The sequence below is a fragment of the Flavobacterium humidisoli genome, assembly GCF_023272795.1.
Taxonomy (GTDB): Bacteria; Bacteroidota; Bacteroidia; order Flavobacteriales; family Flavobacteriaceae; genus Flavobacterium; species Flavobacterium humidisoli.
On sequence record NZ_CP096829.1, the window covers coordinates 3,551,235 to 3,573,167 of the forward strand.

A 21,933-nucleotide genomic window follows, 5' to 3' on the forward strand; every position below is an offset into this window, starting at 1 on the left:
TAAATGATTTTGATTCCATTCTCATTTTTAATCCATAAAATGCTGTAGCTTTACACTTATTTTTTAAGTTAAAACATATCAATTTTTATTATATGGAACCAACAAGAAAGGAACATGATTTTTTAGGAGAATTAGAAATTCCGAATCATTTATACTACGGAATCCAGACTTTTAGAGCTGTAGAGAATTTCAATATTACAGGAATTCCGATTTCAAAAGAACCTTTATTCATCAAAGCTTTAGGTTATGTAAAAAAAGCTGCAGCTTTAGCCAACAAAGATTGTGGTGCTATTGATGCAAAAATAGCAGAAGCAATCTGTTATGGAAGCGATCAGGTTATTGCTGGTAAATTTGATCAGGAATTTGTGAGTGATTTAATTCAGGGTGGCGCTGGAACTTCGGTAAATATGAATGCAAACGAAGTTATTGCCAATATTGGATTAGAATATTTAGGTCATAAAAAAGGAGAATACCAGTTTCTTCATCCAAATAATCATGTAAATTGTTCTCAGTCTACAAACGATGCATACCCATCAGCATTTAGAATTGCTTTGTATTTGAAAATGGACAGCTTCATCAAAACTTTAGCAGGTTTAGAAGTTGCTTTTGCCAAAAAAGGAGAGGAGTTCAAAGAAGTTCTAAAAATGGGAAGAACGCAGCTTCAAGATGCGGTACCAATGACTTTAGGGCAAGAATTTAAAGCTTATGCAACAACAATTGGCGAAGATATTCAGCGTTTGAAAAATGCTCAAGAATTATTGTTGGAAATCAATATGGGCGCAACAGCCATTGGGACAAAAGTAAATGCTCCCGAAGGGTATCCAGAAATCTGTGTAAAATATTTGGCAGATGAGGTTGGAATTCCTTTAACGCTTTCGCCAGATTTGATTGAAGCAACGGTAGATACAGGCGCTTACGTTCAGATTATGGGAACATTAAAACGTTCTGCGGTTAAGATTTCTAAAATCTGTAATGATTTACGGTTATTAAGTTCTGGACCGAGAACGGGTTTAAATGAGATTAATCTTCCCGCACGTCAACCAGGTTCGTCTATTATGCCAGGAAAAGTAAATCCGGTAATTCCAGAAGTGGTAAATCAGACTTGTTTCTATGTGATTGGACAAGATTTAACGGTTACAATGGCGGCAGAAGCAGGACAATTGCAATTGAATGTAATGGAGCCCGTTATTGCTTTTGCGATGTTTACTTCGTTAGATTATCTTTCAAATGCGATTCAGACTTTAATTGATAAATGTATCAACGGAATCACTGCAAATGTTGACCATTGCTATAATATGGTTATGAATAGTATCGGAATCGTAACGCAATTGAACCCGATTATTGGTTACGAAGAAAGTGCAAGTATTGCTGGAGAAGCGTTAAAAACAGGTAAAAGTGTGCATCAAATTGCTGTTTTAGAACGTAAATTAATTACACAGGAAAAATGGGATGAGATTTATTCTTTAGAAAATCTAATTCATCCAAAGTTTATCACTAAATAAAAAATAGCAATAGTATAAATTAAAGCTGTCAATTTTTTTTGACGGCTTTTTTTGTTAAAATATTTTTTAAATTATTTTGTATCAGTGCTTAAGATGTTGAAAATAAGACTTATATTTACAATGAGCTTGATTTTTATTTCTAAAACAAAACTTCGTAAATGGTACTTTTTTTTCAAAATAATGCCGTTAAGTACAAGTCTAAAATCTTAGGATTACTATTAATTATTTCTTTTAATTTATCTGCTCAAGAGGAAATTAAAAATCCTGAAATCGAAACTCCAACGATCTGTCCTCCTAAAACGTTATTTGATCTTTTTAAGAAAAAAGACGATGCTTTGGTTGTTAAACCAACAAAGAACAATTTCTTTTTATTAATTCCAGCAATTGGTTCACAGCCTGCTACAGGTTTCTTTTTTGGTGCTGTGGCTCAATATACCTTTAAAGGAGAAGAAGAAAAAGATAAGTACTCAATTGCCAACATAGGGATTACTTATACGGTAAAAAATCAGTGGCTGGTTAACATTAAAAACAATATTTTGCTGAAGAATAATAAAATCTTTTTGAGTGGAGATTATCGTTTATACTTGTTTTCGCAGCCCAATTATGGTTTAGGAACCGATATCATTCCGCCCAGACGTGATCGACCTCCAGGTTTTAGTGTAGATTCTCTTGCTCAAGCAATGGATTATAATTATTTGAAGTTTCATCAAACGGTTTCTTTTGAGGTCAAAGAGAACTACTATATTGGAGGAGGTATTAATATTGACTGGTACTCAAGGATACAAGATGAGCAATTAGATGTTGCAAACGGAAAATATACGTACCATTACAATTATAGCCAAAAATACGGATTTGATAATTCTGAATATTTCTTGAATGGTGTAAGTCTAAATCTAGTTCACGATTCGCGAGATAATCAAGTAAATGCATCAAAAGGCTGGTTTGCCAATATAAATTATAGATTTAATCCTGTATTGTTTAATAATCAAGATTATAGCAATGTCCTTTTTGCAGAATACCGTCATTTTATTCCTGTTTCTCATAAAAATCCACATTATATTTTAGCTATTTGGACGTACGGGCAATTTGTGACTAGAGGAAAAGTTCCGTATTTAAATCTTCCTGCAATTGGCTGGGATCAGCGCAGCAGGAGTGGAGAAGGGTATACGCAGGGATTATTTAGAGGAAATGGGTTGGTTTATTTGTCTACAGAATTTAGGTTTCCCATTACATGCAATCAATTGTTAAGCGGTACGGTTTTTACCAATTTTGTGACAGCCAGTAATTCTGATAATGATTTAAAATTATTCAAATCAATACAACCAGCGGCTGGTGTTGGTTTGAGAATCTTAATTGATAAAGCTTCCAAAACGAATCTGATTTTGGATTATGCGTGGGGTAACAATTCTAAAGGATTCTATTTGAATGCTGGAGAGACTTTTTAATCTCAAAAATTAGGAATCAGAAAACTTTAAGTGCAAAATAATATCAAAAAGTAGGCTATGATGTCTGCTTTTTTGATTCTTCATAATTAAATCATAATTTGTAATGATGTGCCAAATTATGTTAAATTGTATTCTTATTTTTGTTGTATATACAAACTTCTTAAGATGAAATTACTTATAGTTGAAGACGAACCAAATCTATTATCAATATTAAGAAAAGGATTTGCAGAAAATAATAATGAAGTAAGCGTTGCAATGGACGGTAAAACGGCTATGGAGATGATTCATAATTATACCTTCGATGTAGTGATTTTAGACGTTATGCTTCCTGATGTTAATGGAATTGAAATTTGCAGAAGACTCCGCGCTGCAAAAAACTTTGTGCCAATTTTGCTTTTAACGGCTTTAGGAACCTCAGAAAACATTGTAACAGGATTAAATGCTGGTGCCGACGATTATTTGGTTAAGCCTTTTAAATTTGGCGAATTAGATGCCAGAATAAATGCGCTGTACAGAAGATCACAACAGGAAACAGAAAAAATAGATACCATCACAATTGCTGATTTAGAAATAAACGGACGCGCCAAAACCGTTAAAAGAGATGGAGAAAACATCATTTTAACGGCCAAAGAATTCAAACTTTTATATTATTTAGCAAAAAATACAGGTAGAATCGTATCTCGCGATCAGATTTTGGACAATGTTTGGGATATTAATTTTGATATGAATACCAACGTTGTTGATGTCTATATTACATACTTAAGAAGAAAGATAGATAAGCCTTATTCGTCCAAACTTATTCATACTATGAAAGGTTTGGGGTATGTTATAAAACCATAATATGGATATTAGAAAAAAAATTACTTTTAATTACGTTGCTCTTTCTACCTTTAGTACTTCGCTATTGTGTATCATCGTATTTTTCCTGTTTAGAGAAAACAATCGTTATCATTTTTTGAAGCGTCTGGATGATAGAGCAAAAATTGTTTCTTCTATTCATTTTCAAAAAGACCCAGAAAAGATCAAATATTACAAGAACCTTAAAAAGAATGGTCTTGAAGAATTGATCGAGGAAGAAGAATACGTACTGAAAATCAACAGTCATAATAGTTTTGATTACAATACCAATCTCAATCTTCCAAACTCTTTTTATACCAATATTTTAAGAACAGGAAAAGATTCTTTTGAAAGAGATAACAAATATTATTTAGGACAGATTTTTCAAGAAAACAATCAAAAATATATTGTAATTGTTGGGGCAAGAGATCGAAAAGGAAAAGATACGACTGTTTATATTGTTAAAATTATGCTTTTTGGCGGAATCGGTTTTGTGATTCTAGCTTTTCTTTTAGGACGATTTTTAGCAAAACGCGTTGTCGATCCAGTTGCAAGAATTACAAAAGAAGTAAAAAGAATTAGTGCTTCTAATCTTCATAATCGTTTGCCTGAAGTAAAAAATTCTGATGAAATTTCAGATTTGACCAATACTTTTAATAACATGCTGGATCGTTTGGAAACTTCTTTTGAGATTCAAGCCAACTTTATTAATAATGCATCTCACGAATTAAAAACGCCAATTACAACTATTATTGCCGAAGCAGAAATTATGCTGCTTAAAGAAAGAGAGCAACAAGAATATATCGAATCTCTGCAAAATATCTACAGTCAGGCCTCAAGATTAGGAAACTTAACGGAAAGCTTGCTGAAATTGACTCAAACGGGTTACGACGGACAAAAACAAGTGTCTGATATTGCTCGAATGGACGAATTGTTATTGGATGTAAAATCAGATTTAGATAAAATTTATCCAGATAACCGCGTAAGCATTAGGCTTAATTTTGCTCCAGAAGATTCGAATCTATTATTGCTCCCATGCAATAAACCGCTTTTAGAATTAGCAATCAATAATATTATTACCAATGGAGTAAAGTATTCTGATAACAATGAAGTCTTTGTGAGTCTTTCTGCTAATAAAGAAATGATTAAAATATCGATTAATGATATTGGAATCGGAATTCCGCCCGAGGATATTCCGCATTTGTATGAACCTTTCTTTAGAGGTAAAATCGCTGCCAAGTATATAGGATACGGGTTGGGACTTCCATTAGCTTCTAAAATCATTAGAATGCATGATGGCGAACTTCAAGTGCAGTCGGAGCAAAATAAAGGAACAATCGTCACGATTATCTTTAAAAAAGGCAACATTAAAAAATCTAATGTTTAATTTTAGAAAATTCTAATTTTAGATTAATTAAGGTCTAATTTGCGGACAGTTATTTTGTAAGTATAAACTAAAAGATGTACTTATGAAAAACTTTCTTATACCTACGACTTTAAAAGATGATACAATCTCTGCTGTTAAATCTGCGGTGAATCAGTCCAAAAATGCGGAATCAGAAATTATTTTAGTATTAGTTTCGGAAGCGCCCGATACTTTTTCTTCTTCTGGTTTTTTAAGAGAAATGAAATCTGGACTCACTAGAAGTCAGGAAGAAGTTCTAGAAACTTGCCGATATATTGTTGAACACACTTCAAACATAAAATTAAAAGTTCATAATCAATACGGACTTTCAGCACCAATTTTTAAAAGGCTAATTGAAGCCTTTTCAGTCAAATTGGTCATTCTTACCCATTCTTATAAACAAGAAACCAAAAAGATACACCAGTATTTGGTGCAATTGGCAGGAAATCAGAAATGCCCAATTCTTCATTTAAGCACAGAGATTAATAAAGAAGTTTTTCATAAAGCACTTTATGTAGAAAATTCTAGTATGAACATTCATGTAAAAGATGTTCAAGATTTTTTGAGCGCCAATTTCTCTTTTGAGATCGTAAGTCAAACTGCTAGTTTTGAAGACGACTACGAAAAAGTCGCTCCATTCTTATCGGAAGCGATTTCAAAACATAATATTGATATGTTGGTAGAAACCAGAAAAGGCGAAAAAATCAAATTTAAAAAATCGAAAAAAGAAAATGTCAATGAAAAACTAGGGCTTCCTGTTCTTTCATTGTACGAAGAGATGGTTTAGTTAGTAAATAGTTGATAGTTGATAGTTAATGGGAATTGTTCTTGTTCTAGCCTCCGCTAATTTTACTGATTTAACCAATTTAAAGATGCAATAAATCTAAAAACTAATCACACTTGACTAAGACTAATTACTAAAGAGTAATCATTAAGAAGTAAAAACCGCAATATTAATTTAAGACCGAAAATATGTTATTAAAGAAAAGAATACCAATGAAGTACGTTCTCGGGAAAATTAAAGTAGAAATTGTATTGGTATTAGCGTATACCATACTATTTGAGATTTTTCATCATTATTTCATCAATCTCCCTGTAGATATCCCGATTGCCATTCCGACTATGATCGGAACCATAATTTCCTTACTATTAGCTTTTAAGTCAAACCAGGCTTATGATAGATGGTGGGAAGCGCGAATTGTTTGGGGTGCTGTTGTAAACGACTCTAGAACTTTGATTCGTCAGGTTTTAACGTTTTATGAAGATCCAGATTTCTCTGTTGAAGCAAGCGAATTCAAAGAAAATTTTGCTAAAAGACAAATTGCATGGTGTTACAGTTTAGGTCAGTCGCTTCGAAACAGAGATGCAATAAAACCGATTGAAGGTTTTATTAGCGAAGAAGAAATCAGATACATCAAAAATCATCAAAACGTTCCAAATGCAATTTTGATGCTACATGCGAGAGATTTACGAAATGCTAAAAACGAAAAGAAAATCAACATGTATCAGCAGGTTGAAATCGATAATACTTTATCTAGATTATGTGATGAAATGGGAAAATGTGAGCGTATTAAAAACACGATTTTCCCAACAACATACAGTATGTATATTAGATTGACTTTGTGTTTGTTCATTTTTCTACTGCCTTTCGGATTAACGAGTGTTTTAAGCTGGTTTGCAATTCCTCTAATTACAGCAATTGGTGCTGCTTTCTTCTTGATCGAAAGAATGGCGATTCATTTGCAAGATCCGTTTGAAAACAGACCAACGGATACTCCAGTTACCGCAATTGCAAATACAATTGAAAAAAATATTAAACAAATGCTGAACGAATATCAAAGCGAGTTTGATATCCTGAAAGAATTTGACTTAAAAGATGAGCCTAAGAAAGTCGAAAAAGACGCTTATTTTGTCTTATAACTATTTAATTTTGGTCTGCTTTTAATTGTTGGCTGGACAGTGTGTAGTTGCGCTGTCCAGTTTTTTTTTATATAAAGATCTATTGATTTTTAAACACATAGAAACATAGATTGAATTATAGATAAAGATGTTTAAAAAAAATCTAAATTTTTACACATAGCTATGTGTGTTTAAATAAGTGAAACGTCTTATAAACACAAACAAAACTATGTGTCTATGTGTTTAAAATTATCTACAGACTTTTTGTTGCCAGTTTCCCTAAAGTCTGAATAGCAGTTCTTAACTCATTTGACCACGGCAGACCAAAACTCAATCGCATACAGTTTGAAAATTGATCTTGGAAAGAAAAAATCCTGCCTGGAGCAATACTGATATTGTGTTTCATCGCTAAATGATAAAAAGCAGCAGTATCAATTTTTTTGTCCAATTCGATCCATAGAAAAAATCCACCTTGAGGCTGACTTACTTTTGTTCCTTTCGGAAAAGATTCCAGAACTGTATTAATATAATTGTTGCAATTATGATTTAATATCTGGCGTATTTTTCGAAGATGATTTTCATAACGTCCGTTTTTTAAAAAATCCCCCACAACTTCGTGCGTAATAGTAGGCGAGGAGAGCGAATGATAAATTTTGTTTCTTAAGATTTGTTTTTTGAATTTCCCAGGCGAAACCCATCCTACGCGATAACCGGGAGCCAATGTTTTGGATACAGAGCTGCAGCAAAGTACAATTCCGCTTTCATCATAAGTTTTACAATTTGTTGGTCGGCTCGAACCAAAGTACAAATCACCGTGAATATCATCTTCAATCAATGGAATGTTATAGAACTCCATTAATTTCACCACTTCTATTTTATGTTCTGCAGGCATCATACTTCCAGAAGGGTTACTAAAATTACTCATCAGTAAACATAGTTTTACTTTTTTAGAAGAAAGCGATTTTTTGAGTGCTTCTAATTCTATTCCAGTTGTCATGTTTGTAGGCAGTTCCATGATATACAATCCTAAAGATTTGGCCAATTGCAAGATGCCAAAATAAGCGGGACTTTCTGTAATTATGGTATCGCCGGGTTGTGTTAACGTCATTAAACAATGAGATATGGCACTTGTGCAGCCAGGCATTGTAATAATATCTTCTTCTGTTAGCGATCCTCCCCATGTAAAAGACCATCGGGCAATTTCTCTTCTTAAATTAAGATTACCTTTTACTTGCTCATAACTAGTTCCGCTGTTTGGGAGTTGACGCATCGCCTGAACCATTCCTTTATTTAATTTAGCAATAGGAAGAAGTTCGTTTGACGGAAATCCCAAAGAAAGCATCGTAATATTTGGATCTGTCATATTGCCGTAAACCTGATCGATTAAATCTTCGCGGTCAATATTGGCACATTTTAAAATCGGACTGCTGGGCGATGGTTCAGGAATCGTTCTTGCTGAAATATTACTCACATAATATCCTGACTGCGGTCTAGCTTCAATCAAAGAACGGCTTTCGGCTTCATAATAAGCCTTACTTACAGTGCTCATGCTGTAACCCGTTTCTGCGCAAACTTCTCGAATAGAAGGCAGTTTATCGCCAACGCTCAAGACGCCAGACTTAATTTGTTTTTCAATACGGTCAGCAAATTGAAGATATAAGTAATTCGAATTTTTCATAAAAAAATAAAACTGTTATGGTGCAATTTACAAAAACTGTATCTGTATTGCTGTTTTATTTTTTAGAAATTTGCTTAAATAGAAAACTAAACAATAAAAACATCTCGTGAAAACAACAAAATACTACATCGCTGCTATTACATGTTTTGTAATCTGGGGATTTTTCAGTTTGGTTTTGAGACCAATACATGACTATCCTTCTTTAGATATTTTATTCTATCGTGTTTTTAGCTGTAGTATTTTAATGCTTCTTATTGCATTTTCTTTCAAGAGAAAAAGAATGAAAGAAGCTGTTCAAACTTTTAAATTAATGCCAGTTTTTGAGAAGCGAAAAACCATTTTACTAAATATTGGCGGAAGCGTTTTTCTAATGGCTAACTGGTTTACATTTATTTATGTTATGAATCATGTAAGTGTAAAAGCGACTTCCTTGGCGTATTTGGTTTGTCCTATTTTAACCACGCTGCTGGCTTATTTTATTTTGCACGAAAAACTAAATAAAACACAATGGATTGCTGTTGGATTAAGCATTTCAGGGTGTATTTTGTTATCGTATGCAAATATTATGGATATGTTTTTTAGTATTATAATCGGTTTTACATACGCCTCTTATTTAGTAAGTCAGCGTGTTAATAAAGGTTTTGATAAATTTATAATTCTAACTTTTCACATCACATTAGCGGCATTATGTTTACTGCCTTTTTATCCATTTTACAGCGGAACAGTTCCAACAGAATTTAAATTTTATTTCTGCATCGAAACCATTGCCATTTTGTTTACTATTTTCCCATTGTTTCTTAATTTATATGCCCTTTCGGGGATAAATTCTTCGACAGTCGGAATGCTTTTAAATATTAACCCAATGATTGCTTTTTTATTGGCAATGTTTTTATACAAAGAACAATTCGGATTTATACAAATTGCTGCATACGGAATTATTTTTGCCGCAGTTGTAGTTTTCAATTCACATCATATTTTTGCGGCCAAGCAAAAAAGAACCGCAATATCCAAAGGTTCTCAATAGTAATTTTCATATTTTTTATTGGTTTAAAATCGAAAATTACCAGAATCTTAACAGGATGTTTAAACAGGAATGATTATTTTTCATTCCTGTTTTTTTATGCGAAAAAGCGTAAAAATGTTTAGCCACAGATTGCACAGATTAAGAGGATTATTTTCTATGTGTTAAAATTTAAATCAAATCCTTTTAATCTGTGTAATCTGTGGCAAAAAAAATCTAATACAAACCGAACCTATTAATATGAAAAATACCAAACTTCAAGCCTTTACTCCGTTATTTTATTTAGTGTGGTCAGACGATTTATTGACTCAGAAAGAATTTGCAACTTTAAAAGAGTTTATAAACTCCCTAACTGTTTTATCTGAAGAAGAAAAAGAGTATCTACTTTCTAAAGTAGATATTTTAAATCCGCCTTCGCGAAACGAACTCACGCAATGGAAATTGGATATTGAAACAAGTATTCAGGACAAATCTTCGATAAAGTCTATTTTTGATATTGCGAAAGCACTTTCGGGAAATGATTTGGATTTAACACCAATCGAATCAGATTTCAAAAAACTAGAAAATGATTTAGGAATTTTAGGAGAAGAAGCACTTCAAAATTTTAAAACAAAAGCAGGTTCTTTTACGGCCAATTCTCATACCGATGCAAGTTTTGATATTCAGAAAATCACTCAACTTTTAGACGGAAAAGAAGCTGCCATAATCAAAAGAGTAAAATCGGTCATTTCAAGACCTGAATTTGCGTATGAAACTTCTACCGATATTAATGTGTTTAGGCAGACAGTTTACAAATGGTGTAAAATTTTAGCAGATGAAAATCTCGGAAATATGGCTTATCCTAAACAATATGGTGGAGGAGAAAACATAGCCGATTATTTTGCCATTATGGAGACACTAAGTTATCACGATTTAAGTTTAGTAATAAAATTTGGAGTTCAGTTTGGACTGTGGGGAATGAGTGTTCAATCTTTAGGAACAGAAAAACATTACGCTAAATATCTAAAAGATATTGGTTCGCTAAAACTTCCGGGCTGTTTTGCCATGACCGAAACACATCACGGATCGAACGTAAAAGGTTTGGAAACTACAGCAACTTACAATCATATCGATCAGACTTTTACCATTCATACACCAAATAAAAACGCTCAAAAAGAATATATTGGAAATGCAGCTGTTCATGGACAAATGGCAACTGTTTTTGCTAAATTAATTATTGACGATCATGATTATGGTGTAAATGCATTTGTGGTTCCGTTACGTGATCCTAATGGAAATGTTGTAGAAGGTGTTACGATTGGCGATTGCGGTCATAAAATGGGATTAAATGGTGTTGATAACGGAACCATTAGTTTCGACAACGTTGTGATTCCGAAGGATAATATGCTGGATCGTTTTGCTTCTGTCAATGATAAAGGCGAATTCGAAAGTCCTATTCCGAGTGATAACAGACGATTTTTTACCATGTTAGGAACTTTGGTTGGAGGAAGAATCGGGATTCCGCGTTCGGCTCTGGCTGCGGCTAAATCTGGACTGACAATTGCCATTCGCTACAGCGATCAAAGAAGACAATTTGGACCAGAAGGTGGATCTGAAGTTCCGATTTTAAACTACAGAATGCATCAACGCAGATTGTTGCCGCATTTAGCCAAAACATACGCCGTTCATTTTGCGCTTCAATATCTAACAAATAGATTTTTAAATAGAACAGAAGCCGAAATGCAGGAAATTGAAGCTTTAGCAGCGGGAATGAAATCGTATTCTACTTGGAGTACGAGAGATATTTTGCAGGAATGTCGTGAAGCGTGCGGCGGAAAAGGCTATTTGTCTGAAAACCGAATTGATGCACTTAAAAATGATACCGAAATTTACACGACTTTTGAAGGCGATAATACGGTTTTAATGCAATTGGTAGCCAAAAATCGTTTGGCAGAATTCAGAAAATCGTTTGGAGAAATGGGTTCTTTAGGGATTATTAATTATGTGTATGAAAATGCTAAAACTGCAATTACAGAAAAGAATCCAATTGCAACAAGAAAAACAGACGACGAACATTTATTAGACAGCGAATTTCATTTACAAGCCTTTGTTCACCGAGAAAAAACAATTCTAGCTTCGGCAGCGAGACGTATTAAAAAATTGGTTGATGGCGGATTAGAAGCGTATGATGCTTTTAATGTCGTACAGCATCAGATGATAGATGTTGCTCAAGCCTATTTAGAAAGAGTAGTTTTAGAACAATTTCAAATTGCCATAAAAGCAGTTGAAGATGAATCTTCAAAAGCAATTTTGACTAAATTGAATCAGTTGTATGCACTTTCTCAAATCGAAAAAAATAAAGCATGGTATCTGGAAGACGGTTATATGGAGGCGGTAAAAACCAAAGCAGTACGTAAAATGGTTAATCAGCTTTGTTGGGACATTCGTCCAGATGCAGTAGCTTTAGTAAATGCATTTGATATTCCTGAAAGCTGTTTAGCTGCGCCGATTGCAGTATAATATTGATAAAAAAGCCTTTTTAATTTAAAATGAAAAAAGGCTTTTTTTTATATCAAACTTAAAATGAGATAAATTTCTTTATATCAAAACCGCTAAATTGATTTGCTATTAAAATAACTTTCTTTTTCAAAATCTTGAATATTCATAGAAATGGAAGGAACTTGCGGCAGTAAGTCTTTCAATTTAGTAACAATTACTTTCGATAAATTACCTTTCTGTTCAGCATTTCTGCCTTCCATGATATAACCAAAAACGTGAATAAAATCGTCTTGAGTATTTCCATTATTATAATCTGAAAAAGCATGGATACGAACTTTAATTTCTGGTGCAGTAAAAAGATTTGTTGATAAGGCAGCCTCAAAAACTTCCTGCATTATTTCGGCTGTAGTTTTTAATCTCGTTACATTTTCAGAACAATCAATAATAAAATTTGGCATTTGTTTTTAGCTTAGGTTAGACATTCAGTTCAAACAAAATTAGGAAACATTCTTCGGATTTCGTTTATTTTCCAGTCCGTATAAATAATTTATTCTTTCTATTTTCACTTTATTATATTTGTAATTCCCTTTATATAAAATCAGCTTGAAAAATTATTTTTTATTTCTCTTAATCCTTATAGTAAACTTTCCGGTTTTTGCATTGGAAAATACCGATGTTATTTTAAAAGAATTAAATAATGCGATAAAAAATAAGCAGCAATATGTAAAACTTAAAGAAGAAAGAATTCTGAATTTTAAGAAAATAAAATCGGATAATCTTACGCCAGAACAAGAATATAATTACAACAAAACCTTATATCTCGAATACCAAAAATTAAACTCAGATTCGGCTATTCGATACGTTAAAAAGAATCTAAGAATAGCAGAACAACTGCAAAACAAAGAACTTTTTAATTTGGCGCAGCTGCAGCTGGTAACACTTTATTCTTCATCAGGAAAATACCGCGAATCTGAAGCCCTTTTAAAAAGTATAAACAAAAAGAATCTGGCAGTTTCGCTGCTTCCCAATTATTATATTTCGTATCGGGAGTTTTTTGAACATTATGCTGCGAATAGTGATAATCGAGAATACAGAAAACAAATAGGAAAATATCGAGATTCGTTACTAAGTGTTTTAAATCCAAATACACTCGAATATCAAATCAATAGAATTCAGCAGGATATCTTTATCCATAAAAAGTTCGAAAAACCGAAAAAGGAATTACTCGTTTTATTGAATAAAATAAAAGAAGAAGATCCGCAGTATGCTATGATTACCTATTTGCTGGGGAAAATTGCAGAGGCAACCCATCAATTAGAAGAAAGAAAGAAATACTACGCGCTTTCTGCCACTTCGGACATTAAAAACGCCAATAAAGACAATGCTTCACTGCAGGAATTAGCATTGGTTTTTTATGAAATGGGCGATGTCGACATGGCTTATAAACTCACGCAATCTGCAATTGAAGATGCATTGTACTGCAATGTCCAATTTAGAACTTTATTGATGTCAGAAGTATATTCGATTATCAATACCGTTTATTTAGAGCGTGAAGCACAAAGAAAAAGCGAATTGCAGATTTATCTCCTTTGTATTAGTCTGCTTTCTCTGTTTTTGCTGGTTGCAATTATCTACGTTTACAAGCAGATGAAAAAGGTTTCGAGAATTAGAAGTGAACTTTATGAAACTAGCCAGAAATTAGCAGAATTAAACAAAGATATTAGCGAAACAAACAGTCAGCTTCAGGAGAGCAATTTGCAATTGTCTGAATCTAATTTGGTTAAAGAAGAATACATTGCGCACTTCTTCAACCTTTGTTCGACATATATCAATAAGTTGGAGAATTATCGCATTATTTTAAACAAGAAAGCAACGGCAAAACAATTCGATGAAGTTTATAAAATTCTCAAGTCAACTACTTTGGTTGATAATGAATTAGAAGAATTATACAAGAATTTTGATATTATTTTTCTGAATTTATATCCAACATTCGTTAAAGATTTTAATGCTTTATTAATTCCAGAAGAACAGATCGTTTTAAAGCAAAATGAGTTGCTTAATACTGAGCTGCGAATCTTCGCCTTAATCAGATTAGGAATTACCGACAGTGTTAAAATAGCAGCATTTTTACGTTATTCTTTAAGTACAATTTACAACTACCGCACAAGAGCTCGAAATAAGGCTGCAGTTTCGAGAAATGATTTCGAAGAAATGGTGATGAAAATTGGTTCGATGGCTTTGAAAGGGTAAAAAAATATTTTAAAACCACTACTTTTTTTGATAATGTTTTTGTTTTAAATATTTGTAAATCAATGCTTTTTATTTTTAAACCACTACTTTTTTCTATCTAAAAATGTAACTTGTACGATAACGTTTTAGTTTTACAATATGATAGAAAAAGTTTTTATAATAGACTTTCTAATATTATCTAACTAATGCTTAATTATTACTGTTATGTTAAAAAACGTTAAAACAATTGTTGTTTTACTTTTACTGAGTTCTTTCGGTGCAAATGCCCAGAACAAAGTTCCAGTTTATCTAGATGATAAAAAACCGATTGAAGAGCGTGTAGAAGATGCGCTTAAACGAATGACAACCGAAGAGAAAATTGCCATGATTCATGCGCAGTCTAAATTTAGTTCTCCTGGCGTAAAACGTCTTGGAATTCCAGAAAACTGGATGACCGATGGACCACACGGAATTCGTGCAGAGGTAAAATGGGACGAATGGGATCAGGCAGGATGGACAAACGACTCTTGTATTGCTTTCCCAGCACTTACAGCACTTTCGTCTACATGGAACAAAGAATTGGCTTCTTTATATGGTAAATCTATTGGAGAAGAAGCACGTTACCGTAACAAAAACGTATTATTAGGGCCAGGTGTAAACATTTACAGAAGTCCATTAAACGGGCGTAACTTCGAATATATGGGAGAAGATCCGTTTTTGGCTTCAAAAATGGTTGTTCCTTATATTAAGGGAGTTCAGTCAAATGGAGTTGCTGCCTGCGTAAAACACTTTGCTTTAAACAATCAAGAAACCAATCGTAATTCGGTTGACGTCATTGTTGACGATCGTGCATTGTACGAAATTTATCTTCCAGCTTTTAAAGCTGCAGTTCAAGAAGGTGATGTTTGGTCAATTATGGGAGCTTACAATAAATATAAAGGGCAGCAATGCTGTCATAACGAATATTTGTTAAATGATATTCTTCGAGGAGAATGGGGTTTCAAAGGAGTTGTAGTTTCTGACTGGGGCGGTGTTAACGATACAAAACAAGCTATTCACAATGGTTTGGACATGGAATTTGGTTCTTGGACAAATGGACTTTCTTGGGGAACAAGTAATGCTTATGACAACTATTATTTAGCAAAACCATATTCTGAAATGATCAGAAAAGGAGAAATTGGAACAAAAGAATTAGATGAAAAAATACGTCGTATTCTGCGTTTATCTTTCTTGACAACAATGGATAGAAATCGTCCTTTCGGATCTTTCGGAACAGAAGAACACGCTATTGCTGGACGCAAAATTGCCGAAGAAGGAATTGTTTTATTGCAAAACAACAACAACATTCTTCCAATCAATCTTTCTAAAACCAAAAAGATTGCTGTAATCGGAGAAAATGCAATTAAAATGATGACTGTAGGTGGGGGAAGTTCTTCGCTTAAAGCAAGATACGAAATCACTCCGCTAGAAGGTTTAAAGAAAAGAATTGGGAATCAAGCTGAAATTGTATACGCAAGAGGTTATGTAGGTGATCCTACAAGTAATTATAACGGAGTTGTAGCTAAAGTAAGTTTAGAAGATAAGCGTTCTCCAGCTGAATTGACTGCAGAAGCTTTAAAAGTGGCTAAAGATGCTGATATTGTTCTTTTTATTGGTGGATTGAACAAGAGCCCAAATCAGGATGATGAAGGACATGATCGTAAAGATTTGAACTTATCTTATGGTCAGGATAAACTAATCAGCGATTTAGCGAAAGTAAACAAGAATATTGTTTTCGTAAATATTTCTGGAAATGCAATCGCAATGCCATGGATTAAAGAAGTTCCAGGAATTGTTCAAGGATGGTTTTTAGGAACTGAGGCAGGAAATGCTTTGGCAAATGTGTTAGTTGGAGATGTGAATCCGTCAGGAAAATTATCTTTCACTTTCCCAGTAAAATTGGCTGATAATGGTGCTCACGCTTTAGGCGAATTTCCAGGAGGCGATTCAGTAAAATACAATGAAGGAATTTTTGTAGGTTACCGTTGGGCTGATAAAAACAAAATTAAACCATTATTCTCTTTTGGACACGGTTTAAGCTATACGACTTTTGCTTACGGAAAAGTAACAGCAGACAAAAAACAAATGAACGCTGGCGATAAAATAACCTTCTCAGTTAATGTAAAAAATACAGGAAGCAGAGAAGGATCTGAAGTAGTGCAATTGTACATCACAGATGTTAAATCTTCATTGCCTCGTCCGGTAAAAGAATTAAAAGGTTTTGAGAAAGTAGCTCTTAAAGCTGGAGAAGAAAAAACAGTAAGGTTTACAATTGACAAAACGGCTTTAAGTTTCTTCGACGATAAAAAACATGACTGGGTTGCAGAACCTGGTGATTTCGAAGCAATTATTGGCGCTTCATCTACAGATATAAAATCTAAAGTGAATTTCTCACTTAAATAAGTTTTTTATTTCTAAAATTGGTTGGTTTGTAAAGCTGCAAGTGTAAAAATTTGCAGCTTTGCTTTTGTCTTAAAAAGTTAGATGAAAAATGTTAAATGTGAGACTTAAGAAGTTTTGCTTTTTATTAAATAAAGAATCAAATTAAAATGAAAAGAATATTATTATTATTATTATTATTATTTACAATGGGACTTTTTCTGTTCCAAAATCTTTCGGCACAGAGCCTTAATAAGATGCAGTGGTTTAATGAACCTGAAAAATGGGAAATTAAAAATAATGCTTTAATTATGAATGTGACCGCAAATAGCGATTATTGGAGAATTTCTCACTACGGATTCACAGTTGATGACGCACCTTTTTACTATGCTAATTATGGGGGCGAATTTGAAGCAAAAGTAAAATTGACGGGAAACTATATCGCTCGTTTTGACCAAATGGGATTAATGATTCGTATTGACGAAAAAAATTATATTAAAACAGGGGTAGAGTTTGTTGACGGAAAATTTAATGTAAGTACCGTTGTAACACACGATAAAAGTGATTGGAGCGTAACAACTTTAGAAAAAGTGCCTCCTTTTATTTGGATTAAAGCTGTACGACGATTAGATGCTGTCGAAATATTCTATTCATTAGATGATAAAAATTATATCATGACTCGAAATGCGCCTTTGCAAGATAACACGCCAGTTATGGTTGGTTTAATGGCAGCTTCGCCAGACGGAAAAGGTTTTGAGGCCAAATTTGAGAACTTTACGGTTAAACATTTACCAGACCAAAGAAGAGCGGAATGGCTGAAAAACCACCAATAAATTAAAATTCAATTTAAAAAATCCAAACTTAATTTTCGAATTTTAAGAGTGAGAAATCTAAAATCTTCAATCTAAAATTAAAACCTAACCTAACTTAAACCAAAAACAAATGAGTTCAATTTCATCGGATATTAAACCAAAAAAACATTACGAAATTCTTGATGGACTGCGTGGAGTTGCCGCTATTTTAGTAGTTGCTTTTCATATTTTTGAAGCTTTCTCAGGCGGAAATCGTTTTGTACAAATTATAAATCACGGATATCTTGCTGTTGATTTCTTCTTCCTTTTATCTGGATTTGTTGTGGCATATGCGTATGATGACCGCTGGGGTAAAATGGGACAATGGGAGTTTTACAAACGCCGATTAATTCGTTTGCAGCCAATGGTGATTATAGGAATGATCATTGGTGCCATATTTTACTACTTTCAAGCTTCAGATATATTGTTTCCAATGATTGGAGGTATGGAAGTCTGGAAAGTTATTTTGACAATGGTCATCGGATTTACATTATTACCAATTCCGCCTTCATTAGAAATTAGAGGCTGGGGAGAAATGCATCCTTTAAATGGTCCGGCATGGTCGCTTTTTTTCGAATATATTGCAAACATCTTGTACGCCTTAATCTTTCGTAAATTTTCGAATAAAGTAATGTCAGTTTTTGTATTGATATTTGCCGGACTGTTAATTAATTATACTGTTTTTGGACCAAAAGGAGATGTAATCGGCGGATGGTCATTGAATTCGGAACAAATGAATGTTGGTTTCACAAGATTGCTGTATCCATTTTTTGCAGGGGTATTATTGTGCCGTTTAGGAAAATTAATTCATGTAAAAAATGCTTTTTGGGTTTGCAGTATTTTAATTACGATCGTTTTAGCCTTGCCAAGATTTGGAGACGAGAATAGTCTTTGGATAAATGGTTTATACGAATCAATTTGTATTATTTTTATTTTTCCGATAATTGTGGCAATTGGAGCAGGAGGAGAAATTAAAAATGAATTTTCTCTTAAAATCTGCAAACTTTTAGGAGATATTTCTTATCCAATTTATATCACACATTATCCGTTAATTTACTGGTTTACAGCATGGGTTGTAGATAATAAAGTTTCGATGGAAAATGGATATTTAGAGGGAATCGGCGTATTAATTGTTAGTATCCTTTTGGCTTTTGTATGCTTGAAATTATACGACGAACCGGTTAGAAATTGGCTGATGAAAAAATTTCAAAAAAGAAAAGTTACTTTTTAAGGGGCAAAGGCTCAAAGGTTCAAAGGGACAAAGTTTTTCCTTTGTCCCTTTGAACCTTTGCAACTCTGAACCTTAAAAAAAGCATTGAATTTCTAAATTTTGTTAGTTATAGATATTCAAAAAGGGATGTAGTTTTAAACTTCATCCCTTTCTTATTTCAGTATGGTTCAATTGTTAATAAGAAGCAAGAAAAGAAACCTCTGTTCCTTTGCAACTTTGCAACTCTGAACCTTTCAAAAAAAACTTATTCTAACACCAATTGTCCTAAAGCTTCTTTAGTAAAACCTTTTAATTCATCCGTTTTTCCTGCTTTGATTTTAGCAACCCAGTTTGGATCTGATAAAAGAGGTCTTCCGACAGCAACCAAATCAAAATCGCCTCTATCGAAACGTCTGTTTAATTCTTCTAAAGAAGTTGGCTGAGAACTTTCTCCTGCAAAAGCGCCAAAGAAATCACCAGAAAGACCAACAGAACCAACAGTAATCGTTGGAGCGCCAGTTACTTTTTTAGCCCATCCTGCAAAGTTCAAATCAGAATCTTCAAATTCAGGTTCCCAGAAACGGCGTTGTGAAGCGTGAATAATATCAACACCAGCATCAACAAGAGGAGTAAGCCAAGCTTCTAATTCCTGCGGATTTTTAGCTAATTTATAATTATAATCAGAAGGTTTAAATTGAGAAAAACGCATAATCACAGCAAAGTCGTTTCCAACTTGTTTTCTCACTTCTTTTACAACTTCAATCGCAAAACGATTACGCTCAGGAAGTGTTTTTCCTCCATAAATATCTTCACGTAAATTCGTTTCAGCTCTAAAGAATTGGTCAATTAAATAACCATGTGCACCGTGAATTTCAACAGTGTCAAACCCCAGTCTTTTAGCGTCAGCAGCAGCTTTACCAAAAGCAAGAATTGTATCTTCAATATCTTTTTCAGTCATGGCAACACCATTTCTAAAATCAGGACGGTTTAATCCAGACGGACCTTCAAATGGAACAGGAGGAACCCATCCAGAATGGTGATTGTCCATAATTCCCATGTGCCAGATTTGCGGACCCATTTTTCCGCCTGCAGCATGAACTTCTTCAATCACTTTTTTCCATCCGTTTAAGGCTAAATCACCATAAAAATGAGGAACATTAGCATCATTAGAAGAAGATTTTCTGTCAATAACAGTTCCTTCAGACAGAATTAATCCAACTTCGCCTTCAGCTCTTTTTTGGTAGTAAGCTGCGACTTCATCAGTTGGAACTCCGTTTGGAGAAAAAGAGCGCGTCATTGGCGCCATTACGATTCGGTTTTTCAGATTTAACGACTTTAAGTTAAATTCAGAAAATAGGTTGTTTGTACTCATAGTAATTTTACAAATTAGATTGAATTAATTTACTGAGTGCTTCAAAGGCACCTTCGTTACGTTTATAATAAGTCCATTGTCCAACACGTTTGGCTTCGATAAAACCAGCGCGCTGTAAAATAGACAGGTATTCTGATACAGTTGATTGTGTTAAACCGGCCTTTGCCTGAATCTGTCCAACACACACACCATGCTCAAATCCCGCATGTTCGAGCTGGCCTGGAAAGTTAATTTCGGGTTCTTTCAGCCATTCCAGCATTTGCAGCCTAGATTTGTTAGATAATGCTTTAAAAATTTCTATCGTTTCCATGACGCAAATATATCGACTTTTCCCGATATGCCAATTTTCAGATATGCTTTTGTGATAATTTTATGATTGGAGTAGGAGAAAGTTTTGTTTTGGCTACGGATTTTTAGACAAGAAAATTTATATTTGTTTTTGATTTAATCTCGCAAAGTCGCAAAGTTTTTTGTTTCACGCAGATTTTACAGATTGAAGAGATCTGATTTTATTTATCTGCAACTTTTCGAGATTAAAAAAAGCTCCAAACAAATAAACTTAATCCAATTATGAAAAAAATCTACTTAGTTTTAACCTTCACATTCTTCAATTTGTTTATAAGCAACGCGCAAGTCGTAGGAACTGATATTGGAGATATTGCTCCAGAAATTGATCTTCCAGACACAAAAGGAGAAAAAGTAGCACTTTCTTCTTTACGAGGTTCTTTGGTTTTAGTAGACTTTTGGGCTTCTTGGTGCGGGCCTTGCATTAAAGAACAGCCTTTATTGATAAAACTACATAATGCTTATCCAGACAAATTATCGATTTATGGAGTTTCTATGGATACCAAAAAGCCATTGTGGACAGGAGCGATCGCAAAAGCAAAATTGCCTTGGACAAACGTTAGTGATTTGAAATACTGGCAATCTCCAGTTATTGGAGATTATATGTTGCAATCTATTCCATTGAATTTTTTAATTGATAAAAACGGAATTATTGTCGCAAAAAACATTCATGGACAGGCTTTAGAAGATAAAATTAAAACCTTGTTTGTAGAGTAATTGACTATAACAGAAAAGAACAGTAAGAAATTATAACTTTTCGTAAAAATAAAAAAGCCTAATCTTAAGAAGATTGGGCTTTAATTTTTTTTAAGACTCTTTAATCACTTTCTTTACACCTCCAAAACTGGTTTTCAGCATTTCTCTAATCTGAAACTGCGTTTTGTTTCCCGATGCGTTTTTCCAATCTTTGAGATCAAAAATATGGATTTGATCTGCGTAAGGATTTGTTAAGAATGAAATTCTTGAAATGGTATATTTATAGTATTTCAGTTCGTGAGAAACATGTCGATTAGGAACAACAATTAATATGTTTTCCCAATTCAAAAAGTCTTTCGGAACGTCTTTTCTTTCTAATAATCCTAAAGATTCAAAAAAAGCCACAATCTTTTGATCATTAAGTTTGTTAATCTTATGATCAAGGTTTTTGAAAGTCATTTGGAGTCTATTTTCATTCATAATAGTACTCATAGTAGAATTGCTTTTTAAGATTTCAATATAAAATTACATTAAAAGAAAATATTTT

General features: G+C 33.5%; 18 protein-coding genes. 13 read left to right on the forward strand and 5 right to left on the reverse strand.

Annotated features, from left to right (window positions below; all coding sequences use genetic code 11):
* The first annotated feature begins 92 nt into the window (after positions 1 to 92).
* The 6 genes from aspA (at position 93) to M0M44_RS15330 (ending at position 7,109) form a co-directional block, all read left to right on the forward strand.
* Positions 93 to 1,502, forward strand: coding sequence for an aspartate ammonia-lyase (gene aspA, locus M0M44_RS15305; protein WP_248726431.1), 1,410 nt, complete (start codon positions 93 to 95; stop codon positions 1,500 to 1,502).
* 158 nt (positions 1,503 to 1,660) lie between these two features.
* Entirely contained in the window at positions 1,661 to 2,947 is a 1,287-nt protein-coding gene (locus tag M0M44_RS15310; protein WP_248726432.1) for a BamA/TamA family outer membrane protein, read from the forward strand.
* A 165-nt stretch (positions 2,948 to 3,112) separates the two neighbouring features.
* Positions 3,113 to 3,787, forward strand: a complete 675-nt coding sequence (locus M0M44_RS15315; RefSeq protein WP_095927634.1) for a response regulator transcription factor — start codon at positions 3,113 to 3,115, stop codon at positions 3,785 to 3,787.
* A 1-nt stretch (position 3,788) separates the two neighbouring features.
* A complete protein-coding gene (locus M0M44_RS15320; protein ID WP_248726433.1) occupies positions 3,789 to 5,171 on the forward strand; it encodes a HAMP domain-containing sensor histidine kinase in 1,383 nt (460 codons plus the stop codon).
* An 82-nt stretch (positions 5,172 to 5,253) separates the two neighbouring features.
* A complete protein-coding gene (locus M0M44_RS15325; RefSeq protein WP_248726434.1) occupies positions 5,254 to 5,976 on the forward strand; it encodes a hypothetical protein in 723 nt (240 codons plus the stop codon).
* Between the two features lie 185 nt (positions 5,977 to 6,161).
* Positions 6,162 to 7,109, forward strand: a complete 948-nt coding sequence (locus M0M44_RS15330) for a bestrophin family protein (protein WP_338030067.1) — start codon at positions 6,162 to 6,164, stop codon at positions 7,107 to 7,109.
* Between the two features lie 232 nt (positions 7,110 to 7,341).
* Here the strand turns inward: M0M44_RS15330 and M0M44_RS15335 are convergent, their stop codons facing one another.
* Positions 7,342 to 8,766, reverse strand: coding sequence for an aminotransferase-like domain-containing protein (locus M0M44_RS15335; RefSeq protein WP_248726436.1), 1,425 nt, complete (start codon positions 8,764 to 8,766; stop codon positions 7,342 to 7,344).
* Between the two features lie 106 nt (positions 8,767 to 8,872).
* On the opposite strand from M0M44_RS15335, the gene M0M44_RS15340 reads away from it, so the two are divergent.
* Together M0M44_RS15340 and M0M44_RS15345 are read left to right on the forward strand one after the other, a co-directional pair.
* Entirely contained in the window at positions 8,873 to 9,790 is a 918-nt protein-coding gene (locus tag M0M44_RS15340) for an EamA family transporter (RefSeq protein ID WP_248726437.1), read from the forward strand.
* 237 nt (positions 9,791 to 10,027) lie between these two features.
* The gene (locus tag M0M44_RS15345; RefSeq protein WP_248726438.1) at positions 10,028 to 12,286 is read left to right on the forward strand and encodes an acyl-CoA dehydrogenase family protein; all 2,259 of its coding nucleotides are present in this window, start codon (positions 10,028 to 10,030) and stop codon (positions 12,284 to 12,286) included.
* 92 nt (positions 12,287 to 12,378) lie between these two features.
* On the opposite strand, the gene M0M44_RS15350 is transcribed toward M0M44_RS15345, so the two are convergent.
* Positions 12,379 to 12,723, reverse strand: a complete 345-nt coding sequence (locus tag M0M44_RS15350) for a 5-carboxymethyl-2-hydroxymuconate Delta-isomerase (protein WP_248726439.1) — start codon at positions 12,721 to 12,723, stop codon at positions 12,379 to 12,381.
* Positions 12,724 to 12,868: 145 nt separating this feature from the next.
* Here M0M44_RS15350 and M0M44_RS15355 point away from each other — a divergent pair, with 145 nt between their 5' ends.
* From M0M44_RS15355 to M0M44_RS15370, 4 genes are all read left to right on the forward strand, one after another.
* Entirely contained in the window at positions 12,869 to 14,515 is a 1,647-nt protein-coding gene (locus tag M0M44_RS15355) for a DUF6377 domain-containing protein (RefSeq protein ID WP_248726440.1), read from the forward strand.
* A gap of 204 nt (positions 14,516 to 14,719) precedes the next feature.
* Positions 14,720 to 16,936: a glycoside hydrolase family 3 C-terminal domain-containing protein gene (locus tag M0M44_RS15360; protein ID WP_248726441.1), complete on the forward strand. Its 2,217-nt coding sequence runs from the start codon at positions 14,720 to 14,722 to the stop codon at positions 16,934 to 16,936.
* A 146-nt stretch (positions 16,937 to 17,082) separates the two neighbouring features.
* Entirely contained in the window at positions 17,083 to 17,745 is a 663-nt protein-coding gene (locus tag M0M44_RS15365; protein WP_248726442.1) for a DUF1349 domain-containing protein, read from the forward strand.
* Positions 17,746 to 17,854: 109 nt separating this feature from the next.
* Positions 17,855 to 18,994: an acyltransferase family protein gene (locus M0M44_RS15370; RefSeq protein WP_248726443.1), complete on the forward strand. Its 1,140-nt coding sequence runs from the start codon at positions 17,855 to 17,857 to the stop codon at positions 18,992 to 18,994.
* Positions 18,995 to 19,238: 244 nt separating this feature from the next.
* Here the strand turns inward: M0M44_RS15370 and M0M44_RS15375 are convergent, their stop codons facing one another.
* Together M0M44_RS15375 and M0M44_RS15380 are read right to left on the reverse strand one after the other, a co-directional pair.
* The gene (locus tag M0M44_RS15375) at positions 19,239 to 20,345 is read right to left on the reverse strand and encodes an NADH:flavin oxidoreductase (RefSeq protein ID WP_248726444.1); all 1,107 of its coding nucleotides are present in this window, start codon (positions 20,343 to 20,345) and stop codon (positions 19,239 to 19,241) included.
* A 7-nt stretch (positions 20,346 to 20,352) separates the two neighbouring features.
* Positions 20,353 to 20,655, reverse strand: coding sequence for an ArsR/SmtB family transcription factor (locus tag M0M44_RS15380; RefSeq protein WP_091496855.1), 303 nt, complete (start codon positions 20,653 to 20,655; stop codon positions 20,353 to 20,355).
* A 260-nt stretch (positions 20,656 to 20,915) separates the two neighbouring features.
* Between M0M44_RS15380 and M0M44_RS15385 the strand changes: the two genes are divergently transcribed.
* Positions 20,916 to 21,407, forward strand: a complete 492-nt coding sequence (locus tag M0M44_RS15385; protein ID WP_248726445.1) for a TlpA family protein disulfide reductase — start codon at positions 20,916 to 20,918, stop codon at positions 21,405 to 21,407.
* A 90-nt stretch (positions 21,408 to 21,497) separates the two neighbouring features.
* On the opposite strand, the gene M0M44_RS15390 is transcribed toward M0M44_RS15385, so the two are convergent.
* A complete protein-coding gene (locus tag M0M44_RS15390; protein WP_248726446.1) occupies positions 21,498 to 21,878 on the reverse strand; it encodes a hypothetical protein in 381 nt (126 codons plus the stop codon).
* Positions 21,879 to 21,933: the final 55 nt, after the last annotated feature.

What these genes read in the sequence shown, in the direction of transcription:
- M0M44_RS15330 (WP_338030067.1), top strand. Translation starts at nt 6,162, where the DNA reads ATGTTATTAAAGAAAAGAATACCAATGAAGTACGTTCTCGGGAAAATT.
- M0M44_RS15365 (WP_248726442.1), top strand. Translation starts at nt 17,083, where the DNA reads ATGAAAAGAATATTATTATTATTATTATTATTATTTACAATGGGACTT.
- M0M44_RS15315 (WP_095927634.1), top strand. Translation starts at nt 3,113, where the DNA reads ATGAAATTACTTATAGTTGAAGACGAACCAAATCTATTATCAATATTA.
- M0M44_RS15320 (WP_248726433.1), top strand. Translation starts at nt 3,789, where the DNA reads ATGGATATTAGAAAAAAAATTACTTTTAATTACGTTGCTCTTTCTACC.
- aspA (WP_248726431.1), top strand. Translation starts at nt 93, where the DNA reads ATGGAACCAACAAGAAAGGAACATGATTTTTTAGGAGAATTAGAAATT.
- M0M44_RS15375 (WP_248726444.1), bottom strand. Translation starts at nt 20,345, where the DNA reads ATGAGTACAAACAACCTATTTTCTGAATTTAACTTAAAGTCGTTAAAT.
- M0M44_RS15385 (WP_248726445.1), top strand. Translation starts at nt 20,916, where the DNA reads ATGAAAAAAATCTACTTAGTTTTAACCTTCACATTCTTCAATTTGTTT.
- M0M44_RS15370 (WP_248726443.1), top strand. Translation starts at nt 17,855, where the DNA reads ATGAGTTCAATTTCATCGGATATTAAACCAAAAAAACATTACGAAATT.
- M0M44_RS15345 (WP_248726438.1), top strand. Translation starts at nt 10,028, where the DNA reads ATGAAAAATACCAAACTTCAAGCCTTTACTCCGTTATTTTATTTAGTG.
- M0M44_RS15380 (WP_091496855.1), bottom strand. Translation starts at nt 20,655, where the DNA reads ATGGAAACGATAGAAATTTTTAAAGCATTATCTAACAAATCTAGGCTG.
- M0M44_RS15390 (WP_248726446.1), bottom strand. Translation starts at nt 21,878, where the DNA reads ATGAGTACTATTATGAATGAAAATAGACTCCAAATGACTTTCAAAAAC.
- M0M44_RS15310 (WP_248726432.1), top strand. Translation starts at nt 1,661, where the DNA reads ATGGTACTTTTTTTTCAAAATAATGCCGTTAAGTACAAGTCTAAAATC.
- M0M44_RS15360 (WP_248726441.1), top strand. Translation starts at nt 14,720, where the DNA reads ATGTTAAAAAACGTTAAAACAATTGTTGTTTTACTTTTACTGAGTTCT.
- M0M44_RS15325 (WP_248726434.1), top strand. Translation starts at nt 5,254, where the DNA reads ATGAAAAACTTTCTTATACCTACGACTTTAAAAGATGATACAATCTCT.
- M0M44_RS15350 (WP_248726439.1), bottom strand. Translation starts at nt 12,723, where the DNA reads ATGCCAAATTTTATTATTGATTGTTCTGAAAATGTAACGAGATTAAAA.
- M0M44_RS15335 (WP_248726436.1), bottom strand. Translation starts at nt 8,766, where the DNA reads ATGAAAAATTCGAATTACTTATATCTTCAATTTGCTGACCGTATTGAA.